General features: G+C 32.2%; 14 protein-coding genes and 3 pseudogenes. 5 read left to right on the top strand and 12 right to left on the bottom strand.

From position 1 onward, the window contains the following. Positions 1–25 precede the first annotated feature (25 nt). The 5 genes from IGI88_RS02845 to IGI88_RS02865 form a co-directional block, all read right to left on the bottom strand. Positions 26–385: a DUF7006 family protein gene (locus tag IGI88_RS02845; RefSeq protein WP_429960161.1), complete on the bottom strand. Its 360-nt coding sequence runs from the start codon at positions 383–385 to the stop codon at positions 26–28. A gap of 19 nt (positions 386–404) precedes the next feature. Then, complete coding sequence (locus IGI88_RS02850; RefSeq protein ID WP_429960162.1) at positions 405–1,427, bottom strand: DUF916 and DUF3324 domain-containing protein; 1,023 nt, start codon at positions 1,425–1,427, stop codon at positions 405–407. Next, complete coding sequence (locus tag IGI88_RS02855; protein WP_429960163.1) at positions 1,417–1,695, bottom strand: LPXTG cell wall anchor domain-containing protein; 279 nt, start codon at positions 1,693–1,695, stop codon at positions 1,417–1,419. Before IGI88_RS02855 ends, IGI88_RS02850 begins: the two co-directional genes overlap by 11 nt. Positions 1,696–1,785: 90 nt before the next feature. Beyond that, positions 1,786–1,983 (bottom strand): hypothetical protein, encoded by a 198-nt coding sequence (locus IGI88_RS02860; RefSeq protein ID WP_429960164.1) that lies wholly within the window; start codon positions 1,981–1,983, stop codon positions 1,786–1,788. A 75-nt stretch (positions 1,984–2,058) separates the two neighbouring features. Further along, positions 2,059–2,265 carry a hypothetical protein gene (locus IGI88_RS02865; RefSeq protein WP_429960165.1) on the bottom strand — a complete coding sequence of 69 codons (207 nt, stop codon included), beginning with the start codon at positions 2,263–2,265 and terminating at the stop codon, positions 2,059–2,061. 1,025 nt (positions 2,266–3,290) lie between these two features. Here IGI88_RS02865 and IGI88_RS02870 point away from each other — a divergent pair. Together IGI88_RS02870 and IGI88_RS02875 are read left to right on the top strand one after the other, a co-directional pair. Beyond that, a pseudogene (locus IGI88_RS02870) lies at positions 3,291–3,416 on the top strand (hypothetical protein); the annotation flags it as partial. Positions 3,417–3,454: 38 nt separating this feature from the next. Continuing rightward, positions 3,455–3,667: a helix-turn-helix domain-containing protein gene (locus IGI88_RS02875; RefSeq protein WP_429960836.1), complete on the top strand. Its 213-nt coding sequence runs from the start codon at positions 3,455–3,457 to the stop codon at positions 3,665–3,667. Positions 3,668–4,010: 343 nt separating this feature from the next. Here the strand turns inward: IGI88_RS02875 and IGI88_RS02880 are convergent, their stop codons facing one another. Then, on the bottom strand, positions 4,011–4,415 hold the full coding sequence (locus IGI88_RS02880; protein WP_429960166.1) for a transposase: 405 nt from the start codon (positions 4,413–4,415) through the stop codon (positions 4,011–4,013). 1,280 nt (positions 4,416–5,695) lie between these two features. Between IGI88_RS02880 and IGI88_RS02885 the strand changes: the two are divergent. Together IGI88_RS02885 and IGI88_RS02890 are read left to right on the top strand one after the other, a co-directional pair. After that, positions 5,696–6,850 (top strand): annotated as a pseudogene (locus IGI88_RS02885) (IS3 family transposase). Positions 6,851–7,031: 181 nt separating this feature from the next. Then, positions 7,032–8,328: pseudogene (locus IGI88_RS02890) on the top strand (ISL3 family transposase). Positions 8,329–8,473: 145 nt separating this feature from the next. On the opposite strand, the gene IGI88_RS02895 reads toward IGI88_RS02890, so the two are convergent. Next, positions 8,474–9,901, bottom strand: a complete 1,428-nt coding sequence (locus IGI88_RS02895) for a hypothetical protein (RefSeq protein WP_429960167.1) — start codon at positions 9,899–9,901, stop codon at positions 8,474–8,476. Positions 9,902–11,024: 1,123 nt separating this feature from the next. On the opposite strand from IGI88_RS02895, the gene IGI88_RS02900 reads away from it, so the two are divergent. Continuing rightward, positions 11,025–11,291: a hypothetical protein gene (locus IGI88_RS02900; RefSeq protein ID WP_429960837.1), complete on the top strand. Its 267-nt coding sequence runs from the start codon at positions 11,025–11,027 to the stop codon at positions 11,289–11,291. Positions 11,292–11,460: 169 nt separating this feature from the next. Here the strand turns inward: IGI88_RS02900 and IGI88_RS02905 are convergent, their stop codons facing one another. The 5 genes from IGI88_RS02905 to IGI88_RS02925 all read right to left on the bottom strand — a co-directional run bounded on the left by IGI88_RS02905 (position 11,461) and on the right by IGI88_RS02925 (position 16,133). Then, positions 11,461–11,742: a transposase gene (locus IGI88_RS02905; protein WP_429960168.1), complete on the bottom strand. Its 282-nt coding sequence runs from the start codon at positions 11,740–11,742 to the stop codon at positions 11,461–11,463. Positions 11,743–11,774: 32 nt separating this feature from the next. Continuing rightward, positions 11,775–12,077 carry a hypothetical protein gene (locus IGI88_RS02910; protein WP_429960169.1) on the bottom strand — a complete coding sequence of 101 codons (303 nt, stop codon included), beginning with the start codon at positions 12,075–12,077 and terminating at the stop codon, positions 11,775–11,777. A 380-nt stretch (positions 12,078–12,457) separates the two neighbouring features. After that, the gene (locus IGI88_RS02915) at positions 12,458–14,914 is read right to left on the bottom strand and encodes a leucine-rich repeat protein (RefSeq protein ID WP_429960170.1); all 2,457 of its coding nucleotides are present in this window, start codon (positions 14,912–14,914) and stop codon (positions 12,458–12,460) included. Between the two features lie 40 nt (positions 14,915–14,954). Continuing rightward, positions 14,955–15,314, bottom strand: coding sequence for a DUF7006 family protein (locus IGI88_RS02920; protein ID WP_429960171.1), 360 nt, complete (start codon positions 15,312–15,314; stop codon positions 14,955–14,957). Positions 15,315–15,848: 534 nt separating this feature from the next. Beyond that, a complete protein-coding gene (locus IGI88_RS02925) occupies positions 15,849–16,133 on the bottom strand; it encodes an LPXTG cell wall anchor domain-containing protein (RefSeq protein ID WP_429960838.1) in 285 nt (94 codons plus the stop codon). Between the last annotated feature and the right edge of the window lie 75 nt (positions 16,134–16,208).

A 16,208-nucleotide genomic window follows, 5' to 3' on the forward strand; every position in this document is an offset into this window, starting at 1 on the left:
TCCCTCCTTTCAGTGGGATTTTCATTTATTTAACATTAAATAGGAGCGAGAAATGAGGGGTTTCATTTAACTTAAAGCCAAAGGCTTCTTTGGTATAAGATACATAATCTTTTTCTACGATCTCCAAAATTTGTGTTTCCTTTAATAAAAAAGTCTCATCCACTTTTATTAGTGATTGTAAGATATTTAATTTTGAATCGACCCCAATCATTTTAGGAAGTGTTCGCCAAAGATTTTCTTTCGTAAGATGTTCTTCGTAATATTCTAATTCAATAAACAAATCCTTGATGTACATGCTTAAAACAGGATACTTGTTTATCTTTAATTCATTGAAAATACTATGCCACTCAAGAATATATTGTTTTCGATCATTAATATCAACCACTTTCCATCCTCCCGTTTTTTTATTTCCTTGCCTTCATTTTTTTTCCAACAGTTAGGCATATGATTAGAACCAACACGCCACTTGCTAGACTGATCACTATGATTAAGTTAGAATTATTTGGCGTTTCAACCAACACAGCGGACTCATTTAAGTGATTCGCTTCTTCTGATGTAACCATAAATGCTTTTTCAAACTCATATATTTTATCATCTGCTTCAATCATCAAGTGAATAGTATACTCCCCAGGTTGAATAGGGGTCTGCTGCAAATCAATCCCATAATTAAAATTGGAATTAGGTGCCATTTTTAAACCAGTTCGATTACTAATGTACATCGGCGTTTCTTCGCCAAAACGAGAAATAGTTGCTTCTACAGCTAAAGAAGAGATCATTCTTTCTGCAGTATTTTGTAGCTTTGCTTCAATGTAATTAAATCCCGAACGTTGGTCCGCAAAAACTTCGTTTAACTGGAGCTCATTTTCTGGCATTTCATCACCTATTTCGATCATCACAGCGACATTATAAGAAAATCGATTTACAACCATCGCCGAACTCTCTTCGTTTTGCTCAGAATGCTTTTCTTCAAATGATACCCCGCCAAGAAGTTGCCCTTCAATCGCTGGTTCAGGTATTTCCACAAAAATAGTAACTGTCTTTGTTTCAAAAGAGTCTAAAACAATTTCTGTATCTGACAATCTAGAAATTACCTTAAAATCAATCAAAAGACTCTCATCATTAGCGTCACCAGTTTCTTTATAACTTATGACACCATTTGAGTTGGTCGTAGCAGTTGCTAAAGAGGGAATGACCGTAATGACCTCGTTGGTCGTATTTGTAATATCAACCGTAAGGTGCTGGTCTTGACCGGGGGTAAGAGCTACATGAAAATAACCTGTAATATTCTCTAGTTGATTTTCTGGAAGGTTCGCATTTACAGTAAAATTAGGCGACATATTCTCTTCCGCGTGCACTTCGTGTAGACCACAGACAGAAGAAAAAAACAAAAGTAAAAAAACAATGCCCATAAGTAATCTATTTTTCATATAAATCCCCTTTCTTGAATTTCATAAAAACAATGCCCAGTAAAAGCAAGAGCATTCCTAATAAAACTAAATACATATTATTTATCTCATTCATTGCTGGTAAAGAGCTTGTTAGTTGATCACCTGACTGCTCAACAGGGCCAACTTTTTCCACTTTAAAGGTGGCATGCGATTGTTCAGATCCAGATACTTTGATTGGAAAAAAAAACAAACTGGAAAGAACAAGGCTTTTAAATCGACGGGTAATATTTCCTCTTAAAACTTCCATCTCAATCACACTACTTTCTAACCTTTTTTATGTATAAAATTTTTAAAAATTGATACCAAGATAGGAATCCTCACACCCATTTCGTTGTTATTAGGCCCGTTCTGCAGTTAAATCCCATGTAATAACTGAAGTGTATTTTTCTCCTTCAGCAATATTTTGATGTTTTGGAATTCTCAATTCACCCTCTCCTAAGGAGAGCGTCGTAAACCCAGCCGCTCCAGCATCTTCTCTCTTGTCATCCACACCAATATGATTGAAAGTATTATTTTCTGCTCTCACAGCTACCATAGAAGCGCCTAAACTGGGATCATAGTTTTCTAGCGTACCAAAGTTCCAATCAGTAACTTCGGAAATACTGATTTCTCAAGGATTCGAAGGATCTTCATGGTTAACTACTCCATCACCATCTTCTCCACCATCAACTGGTGGCGCTTCAGGATCTGTAATATCCATAACAGATAAAATCTCTTGTGAAGAAACTTCTTGTGCAGCAACATTCACTGCACTCCCTCCGATAAAACCTAGCATCGTCAAAAAAACCGTACTTGAAATCAATTTTTTATGTATCATATACTGATTCTCCTTTAAATTAATTTGTCGATCCAATAGAAACAAATTAATTATATCTTTAAACAAAACAATCCCAAATTCAATTTTTACAACTAAGTATACTTTTTTGAAAAATGGATATAAAAGGAAAAATTGTAAAAAGTTTCTCTAATATTTTTTAACGTTTTTATATATATCATTCTGATTTTTTAATCAATTTCAGGGTAACCTGTTGATCTATGACAGCTATTTTTGTACCTAATTCTTTGCGCTTTAATAAATAAAAAAGAGCGTCTAGAAGTTTTTACCCTCTGAACGCTCTAATAGTATTTGTATCTGTTTAATCTCAAAGTATTTCTCACTACTATGTAAAAAGTAATCCCTACTATTAAATAATTAATTAAGTCTATATTCCTTTGATAATAAACATCTTATTTCTCTCTCGTTAAATCCAGTGACTATCTTTTTTTATCGATTATAATAGGCAGCTTAATCAATGAAAGATTCATGATAAGTATTCCAATTAAATATTCTGTAGAACACTTATTTTCATTAATTTCTAACGCTTAGAATTTTTTTCCGACGTTGATTATGTCATCAAAGCCATTTTCAGCAAAAGTTATTTTTTTGTATCGTGTACTTCAATCGAATTTATTTTCGTTATCATTCGATCGGCACATAGCAGATTGTGATTCTCCAACCGTTCATTTCCGTACAACCCGAATTAGTATTAAAAAGATAATAACCCTTAATCATAGTATCGTCTCTCCTAAAAATTTTTCCCAAATCTTTTGAAATTGATTATAGCATGAAAAAGCCCGACCATTCATGATCGGGCTCAGAGAGTTAGAACGAAAGGTTCTAAATGTTAGGATAAACTAATTCTACCTTCTTTAAGGAAATTTTTCAAGAATAAAAAAAGACCTCCGATAGATTCTATGATATGCCCCCCCTATATAGGACACTGAAATATAAAAGTCCTGTATAGGAGGTATTTTGTATGCCAAAAAGAAAGATGAAACTCACTCCAGAAAAAACGAGTAGAACTAGTAGAGAGCTATTTGAATGGTGAAGACAGTATGACCAGCCTAGCTCGCACTGCAGGCATTAGTCCGCCTGCTTTAAGGAACTGGATTATGCTTTATGAGAATAGTGTCCTACTGGCTTATTAGCAAGACGGAAGAATACACAATATACGATTGAAACAAAGATTCAGGCTGTAAATGATTACCTAAATGGTTTAGGGAGTTTTTCGGAAATTACTAAGAAATACGGACTAAGACATTTTAACCAACTACGAGATTGGATAGAGGTATATAATACTCATGGAAACTTCAAAACAGAAAGCGGTGGAAGTCAAATGAGTCAATCAATAAAAATAACCTTCAAAGAACGAGAGGAAATTCTCTACTATATGTATTGAGTATGATCATAACTATGGTAAAACGGCTATCAAGTACCTGTTGGTACGTAATCGGGTACTAAAATATGAGGAAATCGTCGAAGCCGACCTAAAAGATCGCCGATGACATTAAGCTGGAACAAATTCCAGTCGGACACCTGAAGAAAAAATGCGTGATTGACAGGTTGAACAAGAACGCAAAATAAAACGGTTAGAAATGGAAAATGGTCTCTTAAAAAATCCGGGGAGTTAGAAAGACAAACTATATTAAGTCAATCACAAAATGAAAAGTTTGAATAACATAGTTTGATGCGATTTGAAGGCATGAAAAAGAAATCCTAAGCAGAGGGAATTTTTGAAAAGATCAGTTAAAGATCATTTTCTGCTCCTCATAAGGTTCATTATCTTTCAGTAATTGGTAAATGATCCGCACCAGTTTCCGAAAAACATGACTGATTGCGACATTATAGTGTTTTCCTTCCGATAGTTTTTTCTGGAAATAGACACGCATAGACGGCGACCAAATAAACATGATCCTGACGGACTCATGCAATGCCCAGCGTAATTGTGAAGATCCTCGTTTGACCATTCGGCCAGTCTCTATTTGATTCATTCCAGAAGTGGAGACGGAAGGTTCTGCACCTGCATAAGCAAGCAACTGATTTGGCGAACGAAAATTCTTAATATCCCGAATTTCGGCAAGAATGACACTACCTAATTTAAAACTAATGCCAGGAATCGTAATAACAGGAGAATCGATTTCACTCATTAATCGAGCGACTTCCTCCTCTGCTTCGTCTCGCATAGTCGTAAAGTACTGAATGGCATCAATGGATTGAAGGAGTTCAAATTCTAGCGCAGGAGAATCTTGACCAATTGTATTCAGTAGATTTTACGGCCGAACAAATTTTTTCTGTATTTGCTTCGAAATGGACGAACATTTCTCCCGTTTTATCGACCAAATACTAGGCACTATCTTCTAGCCGTTCAGTCTTTTAGAAGTTAATACAACTAAATTTCTCGTTTAGAATCTTTACTAATTTTTCATAATCTGTCATAGCTCATACTCCTATCATTCATAATTTAGGATACTAATAGATTATCGTATCCACTTTTTTTGTAATCTTGACTCTTAAATTGATTTTCTTTTCTAGTAAGATCCTTGTGGCATATGGCACTCCCTAACCGTGACGAAAGGGAGTGCCTTTTTTGGTATCTAATTATAGGACTGATGAATCTAAATTGCTTGATTCAAACCCTTTGATTAAAGAGCTATTATACATATATCAGTCAAAATTATTCTCATCAATGTTTTAACTCTATGCTTTCAAATTGATTATTTATATTTTTTTAGTACGCTTATTAACAGCTGTTAAGCCAAAAGTAAGAGAAACTGACTCTTCTTAGTTCATAGTTATAAATATAAAAATATTATCAGTAACTATTAACACAAATTTAAAATAGAAATTCTTTTCTCTTATATGAAGCCACCACAAATGCCAACTATATAAGTTGGATTCGACTATTTTCTATCCAAACATCACCTAAATAATTTATATTGATGTTTTTTATTTGGGTTAAATTTGCATTAAACCAATTAATAAGTTCAGTTTCACTTTTATCAATGTTGATCACACACATTCTACTAAACAGTATATCATTTACTTCAGATGTAAAAGTTACTTCATACAATCTACCATCAGTCCAAGATTGATTAATTATATTGTTCATATTTATCCCTCTATTCTTCAGTTTTATTTAGTGACTAAAATATTGTCTTTAATAATATACTTGAGCTTTTTTTACTTCAAGAAGTCTACTAAATACATTTTAACTTATAGAAATTTTTTTTGAAATTCTATTATTTCTAATTTTTTTAAAAAAAGAAATAATCAAGTAAACAAATTCTACAAATTATTCAATTGACTCTATAATTTATAGGACTGAAGAATGTACCTCCCCCAGAAGTTAGACCAAAATCTAATTTCTGGGGTTGGAGTTGGTATAATAAACTAGACAAAAAATCAAGGAAAAGCTAGGATCTAGCTTATGCCAAGACGTTCATTTGATAAAGCATTTAAAATCTCCGCTGTAAAAATGGTTACAGAAGAAGGATTTTCTGTTAAAGAATTTAGCCTACAGCTAGAAGTTCACGCTAATAGCTGGTATCGATGGGTTCAAGAAGTTGAAAAATATGGAGAAAATACGTTCCCTGAAAAATGGAGCGCACTTTTTGATGACCATTTTGAAATAAAGAAACTCAAACAAGAAAATCGTTACCTAAGAGAGGATTTAGACTTGTTAAAAAAGTTTCAGGCCTTCTTGAAACCAAACAAGAAGTAAGATTTCAGTTCTTAAAAAAACACAAAAATGAGTTGAATATCCGGAGTGCTTAACAGACATTGAACGATTCAAAAGCTGGTTTTTATGAGTTGCTTAAAATAGAACCATCCAAAAGAAAAAAGAAAATGAACTCTTGAAAAAAAATCGCTACTATTTTCCAGAAACATCATAGAAAGTATAGAGCAATTCGAATAACAAAAGTATTAAACAAAAAAGAAATTCTTGTTAATCGAAAACGTGTAGGAAAGCTTCTCCATTAACTTGGTCTTTATTCTAAATGCAGTACCTACAAATACAAGTATTATAATCGGAAATCACCATCATTCTCAAAAACCATTCTTGTTAATCAAACGTTTAAGGCAACAGAAAAAAATAAAATTTGGTTAGGAGACATTACCTACGTCTCTCTGAAAGAAGGAAACACTTTATTTATCTATATTTATTGATGTCTGAGAGAGAAAAATTATTGGGTGGTCTATGTCACCTAGAATGAAAGATCAATTACTTGCGGATTATTTTCTTCAAGCATTTGGAAAACAGCAGCCTGAACAAGGCTTAATTATTCAAACTGATCAAGGCTCACAATACACAAGTACTAAATTCCAATCGATTTTAAGAAAAAAAGCACGCTCTAATATGAGCCGAAAAGGAAACCCTTATGATAATGTCTTAATGAAATCTTTTTACAAAACGATAAAAAGAGAGCTGATCAATGACGCTCAATTTAGAGATATTGATCAGGTTCGAATGGAGATATTTAAATAAATTGAAACTTACTATAACACGAAACGCATACACTCTGCTCTGGACAATAAATCTCCTAAAGACTTTGAAAAAAATTTCACTTATTCTCTTTACTAAGTGTCCAGTTTTTCTTGAAAACGCCATTTTCTCAACTCCGAAAAAGTCTAACTTTTTGGGTTCACTACAGAAGCATAATTGATTATTCAGTCCCATTTTTATTTTAGGTATTAAAAAACATATCGTTCTCTAGTATGATTAAATCATCACAAAATAAACAACTGAGAGGACTATATGCTACATGAATGATTCTATCAAAAAAAACTGAGAATAATAGAGAAAGATTTCATGATTACAGAGGTCTCTTACAGGGCCTTTCATAAAGAAAAAACAATGATCTTCGATGCTGTTCTCTCGCCAGCTCCTTGTGTCTGTAGAAGTTGTGGTTCTACCGTGGTAGATGGTAACGAAAAAGTAATTGTAGTGAAAAACGGGAAGAAGGAAATGATTGTCCGTTTTGAACATTACAATCATATGCCAATGGTTATTCGCCTAAAAAAGCAGCGCTATATCTGTAAAAACTGCCGAACTTATTGGACTGCTCAAAGTTATTTTGTCAAACCCAGACATTCAATCGCAAATCATGTTAGATATAAAATAGCTTCTTTACTGACTGAAAAAGTATCTTTATCTTTTATTGCGAAAAACTGTCAGGTATCTTTGACCACCGTTATTCGTATGTTGAAAGAGTTTAAAAGCTATTTACCAAAGCAATCTAAGAAGATTCTCCCAAGAGTATTGATGGTTGACGAATTTCGTTCGCATGCTTCCATAGAAGATAAGATGAGCTTTATTTGCGCGGATGGCGAAACAGGAAAATTAATTGATGTTTTGCCTACACGTAAATTACCTCGATTAAAAAGCTATTTCTTAGGGTGTACCAATCCAGAAGAAGTAGAATTCTTGGTGACAGACATGAACGCCGCCTACTTCCAGCTCACCAAGCGTGTTCTGCCAAAAGCGAAAATAGTGATTGATCGGTTTCATATTGTCAAACACATGAATCAAGCGTTCAATGAGTTGTGAATCCGTGAAATGAATGAACTTCGTAAAGCAGGACAGAAAAGCCAGGCAGAAAAACTGAAAAAGAACTGGCGCTTTTAAAAAAAAAATCGTGCAAACATCAACCATTATGAATACAAAACATGGAAAAGTTTCCGAGCACCAAAATACCCATTTCTTACTGAAGCAATGATGATTGATCGATTGCTTCAGTTTTCTGCGCCCCTATAGGAGGCGTATCCCTTTTTTCGTGAATTAGTTGAAGCCTTTCGAGACAAAGACCCTGACTTATTTTTCTCCTTATTGGCAGAACTTCCCGAAACGTTAGATGACGGTTTTCGGGAGAAGCTTCAAAACCTTCTGACCTATGAAGAAGGCATCACCAATGTGATAATTTATACTTAATCAATGAAAAATAAAAGTAAATATCTCACATATCAAGATATTATTATCTTTTTATCGGATTTAAATCATTTAGGATATTGAGAATTAGAGTCTTTTTGAATACTCAATCCAATTTAAACAAAAATATCTGAGCAAGAATAGTTTTCATTCTGACCCAGATTTAATTTTGCAAAATTCATTAGTCGTTATTGACATAAAGCACAATGGAAATTGTGTCTTTCTATATCAACACTAAATGTCATAGATCTAAAAAAAAATATTGTCTATATATTTTACTCAGAAATGGAAGATAATATTATCTAAATTATCAATAAACTCATTAGAAAGTATCTCTGGGAAGTAAATATGTTTATCTAAAAAGACCGAAAGCTTAAATTCTGATATGATAAAATCATATGAAGAAATAATTTGTTCATCTAAATTACTCAAAGTATCTTCATATATTACTAAATTTACAAATTCATGATATCTATCATTTATAGCTGTTTCAATACGTTTCTGATAAAAAGTTGGATATCTACTGACTATCAAGATTTTGGTGTTATTAACACTTTGTTCTAAATTATCAAAATTCAACATATTATTCAGAGCAAAGAAAAATTCTATCTTCTTCTCAGTATTTGGAAGTTCAAAAGTCATCCCGTACGACATTATTAATTTATCGAATACATCTTTTTCTTTTTCAGAAGCAACCCATTTCCAATATAACTCGTGTGGACTATAAATAAAATGCGATACTTGAAAATCAGAAAAATTACATATACCTTTTAACAACTGTATTTCATTTTTTTTTAGATAAATATCTTTCTTATAAATACTTTTAGAATATGCTGATACAAATGATACTAGTTTTCTATTATTCTCTAATCCAATTCGTTTTTGATTAAGACCTAACAATTTTATCAAATCAGATAATCTTCCACAAAAAATATCACTTAAAATTTCAAGAGATATTTCTACATTAAAAATATTATTGATATTCTTAACAATCTGAGGTTCTTTAGAAATAAATTTAAAAAGTGATTTAAGAGTGGAATCTGATTTGAAATCTGTCTTATACCCTTGAGAAATTCTTATCAGAGAAATAAAAAGAGCGCCTGATATTAAGTCCTTAGCAACATAATTTATATTCAGTTTCTTTTTATTTGATATTAATTCAACTATTTCTTTAATTTCTCGATACTGCAAGTTATCATAGACGTCTTCTATTAGATATTCATAAAGCATATATCGCATGAGTGACCTTATGGTATTTTCATCACCAATTAGATCTATTTTTTTTGTTTCATTATTAAAAACAAAAGCTATATTGTAATTTTTCTTTACAAAATGATTATTCCATGATTTTCTCAATCTATACTCCATAGACTCACTCAAATATAAATCATTGTAGATTTCAGGCAACGTCAAATGATACATAGAAACTTCAAAAAAATAGGAGACGACTGTTGATGTTTTAATTAGGCTCTTATAAATTTGCTTTAACCCTTCATTTGCATTCAATTTTAAAACAATTTGATTGTTTTTTTGAGAAATAAAACCTTTATGAAATATATAATTAATTTTTTCTATGTCCGAATCCAGTGTTTTAATTGATATTCCTAATGAATCCCTCAGTGTATTTTTATGCATACTATGATTCTTTTCGTAATATACTTGTGTGATCAGATCTAAATACCTTTTTATATTTTTCTCTAAAACCATCTACCTGCTCCTAACAACAATTTAAATAATTTAATTTGATAATGTGATTATGTATATATAATAGACTAAATTTTATTTAAAATGATTTCTCTTAAATAACAGCTATATAATTCTACATGATTCACAATAATACTATTGATAGACGAATTTAACAACAATTAAATACTATCGATAAATTATTAGATTTTTTAACTTCAACTAAATAAAGCATTTGATAGTAACCTTGATAGTTACTACCAGCTGGCGGGAATGTGGTTCCTGTTTCTTAAAGTAGATAAACAAATGATTCAAGTTGCATTCTTTGATGATGTCTGCCAAGAATTAACTTTAGACAAATAAACCAAACAGGAAAATCATTATCGTCAAGACACTGAAAGTAGTTTCCAACGATAAAATTAACTATCAGAAAAGCTATCTAAAGTGCTCTTATCCGCTCACTCAAGTAGTGATCCTTATCCTGATTTAATAGATCATACACAACTGACCTTGTTTGATGTTGTAAGTAAGTTAACGCTTAAGAAAAAGAAAGGTATCCAAAAACCTAAGTAGTGTTAGACAAATATCATCGATAACATTTTTAAATGGAGTATAAAAAATGAATGAATTCAATCATCATTCCCCCTATCTACTCTCTCGAGAACAAGCTTCTGCATTTCTCGAGATCGAGCCAAAATTATAAATTATGTGGATTTATAATAGGCAAGCAAGAACGCTACACAATCCCCGACCTGTCACAATTTATAAAAGAACATCTCGTGTAATCATCTGATGATTGATATATTACTGAACTCTATTTACAATAAAAGAGTATTCAACTAGCATCTATCAACCATCATTATTGAAAGGATTTGATAGCTATGCCTAGTATTGTTAAAAGAGGGAAAAATTTAAAGCACAGATTCCACTTTATAAGCATGGTCAACATAAAAAATTAACTAAAACATTTGATTCGAAACAGGTGGCAAAGCGTTGGGCATTAGAAAATTGGTTAGAAAAAGGAAACGGAAAGTAATTAGCGCAGCAGAAGACAAGCTTTCCGGATTTCTTCGAAAATTAGATTTACGGCATCAAGAGAAACGATGTAAAAGAAACAACCTTTCAAAATTACCAACGGACAGCTCAAATTGTCAAAAAGTTATTTGGCGACATTCAATTAAAAGATTTAAATGATAATGTTGTCCAACTCAAAATTGATAACTATGCAAAAACACATTCTCGTAAAACAACTCATGAAGTGTTATTTAAAATAAAGACGGCATTACGTGATGCCTACGATCGAGGATATCTCGTAACTGATTTTGCTAGTTTAGTAAAGACACGTGGAAAAGAGCTTGAGAAAAGGAATAACTACCTATCAATGATGGATTTAAAAGAACTAAAACCTACGTAATCTAGCATACAGAGGATGAGTTTCATGTGCTTGTTTGGTTAGTATTAAAAACTAGGATGCGCTGTGGCGAACTCTTAGGAATCAAACCAGAGGATCTTTTTCACTATGATATCCATGTTCGATGGCCCATCAGCCTCATAAGGAGTAGTTTCCAGAATTCTTTCACTCGTCAATACTTTGTCGGTTTCATTTTTTGAAAGCTATTCAATATTTTGATTCGCAAATGGTTTAACACACGAGTGATCTGTTGGACAATGTGAAAGCGATAGGTCACGATTACGGCGTTTGGGAAGACCGCCTTTACAAGTTCAAAATATGGGGCATTCATATCCATCACAACGTATTTCACGTTCGCTCGTGCTTTTCGAGTGAATTTAAGGCAATATGGTTTTAAGAAAGCAAGGCGACGATTCTCCAATACACCGATCAATTGCTGGGTCTGCCCATTCATAAAAACAAAACTCATTTTTCCGCTGCAGGACTTCATTGATTTGAACTCATCAAAAAAAGGACCGAAGGTAACGTATCAAAACGAGGATGATACATTTTTAAACAGGTGTGCAGGACACGCAAAACGGCTACGTCAGAGACAACATAGCGATCGGCAATTTCTTTTCTTGTTGTATTCTTCGCCAGTTCCAAGGCAATTTGAACCTTTAATTCCTTTGAAAGATAGCCGTTTTCATCCACCAAATTTGTCTGAGCGTTGAATGTCGACTGACATTCTTTACAGTAAAAGCGCGTACGTACCAAGCGTAATTCTGTTTTGGTTGCTCGATAATGCAAAAGTTGGCTTTTTGTTTTGTGTGAGCTATTCTTGATGATTTGCCCTTTATTCTTTAAACTAAATTTACGGCAATGGCTTGTTTACAGATAAGATTGGCATAAATAAGATTGGTGCGCCCCCCCCTCTTCTTCTACTTTCTCTAATCATTATTCTACGAAGAATAAATTTTCATCTGTTAAACCTAACAATTTCCTAGTGCAATGTTCCATGGAGATATCCTTTCTTGGTGTAGTTTTATTTTAGACGACTAAATTCTACCAGTTAGGCTATCTCTTTTTCTATCCTTTTTTACAAAAAAAGTGTCAGTAGAAAATCCATAAATTTCCCACCAACACAAAACATTGTAGAACCAATTTTTAAAAGCATTTTACACAGTTAATCAAGGTGAATATTGTATAGCAAAATTTACTTCAGCAGTATATAACTGCTTTTCCTCTAACTTATAGTATTCATTTCCCACAAAGATTTTGAATCCTTCATGTTGCATCTGAGATATAATAAAAGAGTTATTTTCCCATAAGTTTGTTTGAAAATCATATGACAGTTTCCCCGTAAAGGATCCCTTAGAAAATAATAGTTCATCGGATAAATTTTTTACATCTTCATCTTGATGATAGACTAGTCTTATGATATTCTCATCAATTTCTTTTCCATCTTGATTTTTAAAAGGTGTCGCACTAACCATAATTTCCCAAGTTTCTTCAATACCCGTAAAGCTAATAACGTCAATATTTAAGGGGTCTATTTTCTCAATATTCGAATTAATGTGCGATGAATCAATTGAAACTTCTCCAAAATTAATTTGATTAGGAATTGATACATTAAATTCCCCTGAGGCAATTGAGACCTCTCCGAATACTTCGACGGGACTACTATTTCCTAAAAATTCAACTTTTATTTCATCTGTTTGCTCGCTTAAAGATATCGGCATGATAGGTATATTAATGTAATAGTTAACACCAGCTATTAGTGAAAAATTAGAAATTGTAATAACCTGATCGACTAATACCACTGTTACGCCTAATGGGACCACGCTTGAAAAGTTAGTCAAATATATTTCAATATTTTCATCATCCACTTTTAAAGATTCCGGAATAGAAATTGTAAAAGTGGAATTACTATTTGTCACATTGCTTTTAAAAGGCACTTCTAATTCCTGTAAATCACCCACGACAGAGTTCACTGAAAAATTCGATGTAAAATAAACTTCTTCTTCTTCTAAACCGACCTGTGCTTTCTCGGACTCTAAAGAAGTTGAAAAGCTTAGCCCAGTGGATCCTTTGATATTCACGCGATAGTTATAAGAACCACTATTACTTTCATTCATATTTGAAATTGTATAACTAGCATCATCACCGACTTCTGTTCCCTCAAAATACCATGTATATTCCGCTGAAAATTCCGTGTTTTCGAAGCTATCATTAAGCATAAAAGAGCTTAGATCTGCTTCCAATGTCACTGTCTCACCTGCCGGTATTTCTCTATCTCTCAAAGGTAAAGTTATTTCATCTGTTACTGCAAACAAAGTACTAGGACTCACAGTGGACAGCCACCCTCTAAATATGTCTATATTTGAACTACTAAGTCCTACAAATTTGAGATTGGATGGTATGTCAAATTTAGAAATTGAAGTATATGTTGTAAGCGAAGGTAAGTAGACTTCTTTAAGTGCAGTTGCGTCAGTCAAAATTTGGTTTGTGCTTACCGATTTTAAGCTCGCCAAGTTAAGCGTAGTTATCTGTGTACCAGCAAAAGATCTAGATGACAAAGCTGTCAGCTGCTCATCAAAATCTATATTTGACAAATTATCAAATCCCACCTGTAGATTTACGCTTGTTATAGAATCACTTGACAATGATACTACGCTAACACTGGATCCATTTAATTGATTACTTCTTAGCTCAGAGAAATCACGAACTATCAATTCTCTGACATTTATAAATACAGTATAACCATCAGAATAAGCAATACTCGAAGCACTATTTCCAGGATCTCTATTTATGGTTTGCTTTCTAAGAGCTTGGAATTCACTTCCCGACATCCCAGGAGAAGAAAAACTGCCTGAAGACAATTCTAGTAAGGTCCCCTTAGCATAATCATCAAAAAGATTTTGGTCAATATTCCCCCATTTTGGTGTGATTAAATAATTCAATCTATTGTATCCCTGATCAAAATTCCCACTTCCAATAGATGTAACTTCTGGTGCCTCTAGTCTATTAAGATTACTCATCCCCCTGAGAGCTCCGGTTCCAATTGACTCAGCTTTTGGCAAATATAAGTGTTCAATACTTGAAGCACCAGACAAAGAATAATTTCCTAAAGATACCACATCCCTCAATTCAAAATACTCCAGGCTAGTATATTTTCCAAGCACACTGTGCAGAATAATACTTCCAGAAAGACTTGTTACCCCCGCTAATGTAATAGATTTTATAGTTGTTACATCATAATTTGCTGCTGTCAACACTTGATCCATTTCTGTTAAAGTCCCCGTGCTTTTGAGCGTAATCAGCAATGTACTATCACTTCTGGTCAAATCCGATGATTTAATAACCGATCCAATATTTTCATGATCATAATCAAAATCCTCAAAATCAATCAACCCTGTTTCTTCTTCTAAACTATTTTCAAAATCTACCATAGATTCATTGGTGATTTCCTTGATGGAGCTAGCCTCTTCTTTAGTCTCAGTTATTTCTGATGTTTTTGTGAAGTTCTCAATCACAAGATTTTCTTCTAGTACTTCTTGAGCAATAATTTGAACTGGAAAAGTGAAATATGACGATAACAAAAAAAACACACTCATAGAACATACCCAGTTAAGCTTTCTTGACATTTTATACTCCTCTTCTTTCATTATTTATTCTAATAGAAAATTACTTAACATTGAATAAAAACGAGAAATTAGGTTCTTCATTTAATTTGAACCCAAAAGATTCTTTGGTATAAAAAAGATAATCTTTTTCTACTATTTCTAAAATTTGATCTTCCTTTAAACAAAATAGATCATCTTTATTTAACAAGGAATAGATAATATTTAATTTTGAATCTATGCCAATTAAAACAGCCATTGTTTGCCATAGGTTCTCTTTATTAACTATTTCTTGAAAACTTTTAAATTCTATAAAAAGATTATTTATATATTTCTTTAAATTAGAATAATTCTTAATCCCAGCGTTGTTGAACAAGCTTTCCCATTTCAAAACATAATAATTTCTATCACTAATTTCAATCAAATGTCGCTCCTCCTTTTTTTAGTTCTCCAAAAAATAGGCAAATTTGGAAAAAATAATCTTAATAAAATATGGTACATTCAATTTCATGTCGATTGTATTTCTACCCGTTCATAGAAATCTATATTTAATTAAAATTACTATTCTAACCTTATAAATAAGATTAGAATGTATAAAACTGGATTTTTTTAATGATTTAATAATGATTAATTGTCAATAGTTAACTGTTTTTTAAAATTAAGCTCAAAAATAAAATCGAAACATACCTGATTATATTAAATATGGAAAAAATTTAACTTAGATCCAACAAATTGGTTAATTAAGCAATTATTATAATGTCCAAACTAATTTATTTATATTTGTTTACTATCATAGATGAAACGAGGATACTAATTTTTTAGATACAAATCAAAAAGTGGAAACTTTAGATTCTTAATAATCAGATCTATTAATAACTATTGAATAGGCGCGGATTGAAAAATTTGTTCAACTAGCATTAAAGAATGTAATCAAAGTAAATTGAGGTTTCTTTATGGATTAATTATTAATAATTGTCTTATTACGCTTAACTAAAATAATAAACAAAAGCAACAGCAATACACCTAGAATAATTAAGAAACTATTTGTTATTTCATTTGTACTTGGTAGACTTTCTGTTATTTTCCCGTTTAGGTAATCATTAGATTCCACATTTTCTACTTTAAAAGTAGCATGTGAATTTTCTGATCCAAACGCATTTATTGGGAAAACAAACATGTTTAGTAACAAAAAAATATATATAACTCTCCTTAGGAAATAAGACAATTTAATGCGAAGCCTCATTAAAGCCACACTACTTTCTACTTAAATTTGTGTATATATATTTTTAAAAAAAGGTGTGTTGGTTACCCAAACACA

Origin of the sequence: Enterococcus sp. AZ179 (assembly GCF_050498885.1) — a bacterium.
GTDB classification, from domain to species: Bacteria; Bacillota; Bacilli; order Lactobacillales; family Enterococcaceae; genus Enterococcus_D; species Enterococcus_D entomosocium.

Excerpts from the sequence above, each read along its gene's own strand:
- IGI88_RS02850 (WP_429960162.1), bottom strand. The coding sequence starts at position 1,427 with ATGAAAAATAGATTACTTATGGGCATTGTTTTTTTACTTTTGTTTTTT.
- IGI88_RS02855 (WP_429960163.1), bottom strand. The coding sequence starts at position 1,695 with ATGGAAGTTTTAAGAGGAAATATTACCCGTCGATTTAAAAGCCTTGTT.
- IGI88_RS02860 (WP_429960164.1), bottom strand. The coding sequence starts at position 1,983 with ATGGTAGCTGTGAGAGCAGAAAATAATACTTTCAATCATATTGGTGTG.
- IGI88_RS02865 (WP_429960165.1), bottom strand. The coding sequence starts at position 2,265 with ATGATACATAAAAAATTGATTTCAAGTACGGTTTTTTTGACGATGCTA.
- IGI88_RS02880 (WP_429960166.1), bottom strand. The coding sequence starts at position 4,415 with ATGAGTGAAATCGATTCTCCTGTTATTACGATTCCTGGCATTAGTTTT.
- IGI88_RS02895 (WP_429960167.1), bottom strand. The coding sequence starts at position 9,901 with ATGGTTTTAGAGAAAAATATAAAAAGGTATTTAGATCTGATCACACAA.
- IGI88_RS02905 (WP_429960168.1), bottom strand. The coding sequence starts at position 11,742 with ATGAATGGGCAGACCCAGCAATTGATCGGTGTATTGGAGAATCGTCGC.
- IGI88_RS02915 (WP_429960170.1), bottom strand. The coding sequence starts at position 14,914 with ATGTCAAGAAAGCTTAACTGGGTATGTTCTATGAGTGTGTTTTTTTTG.
- IGI88_RS02925 (WP_429960838.1), bottom strand. The coding sequence starts at position 16,133 with ATGAGGCTTCGCATTAAATTGTCTTATTTCCTAAGGAGAGTTATATAT.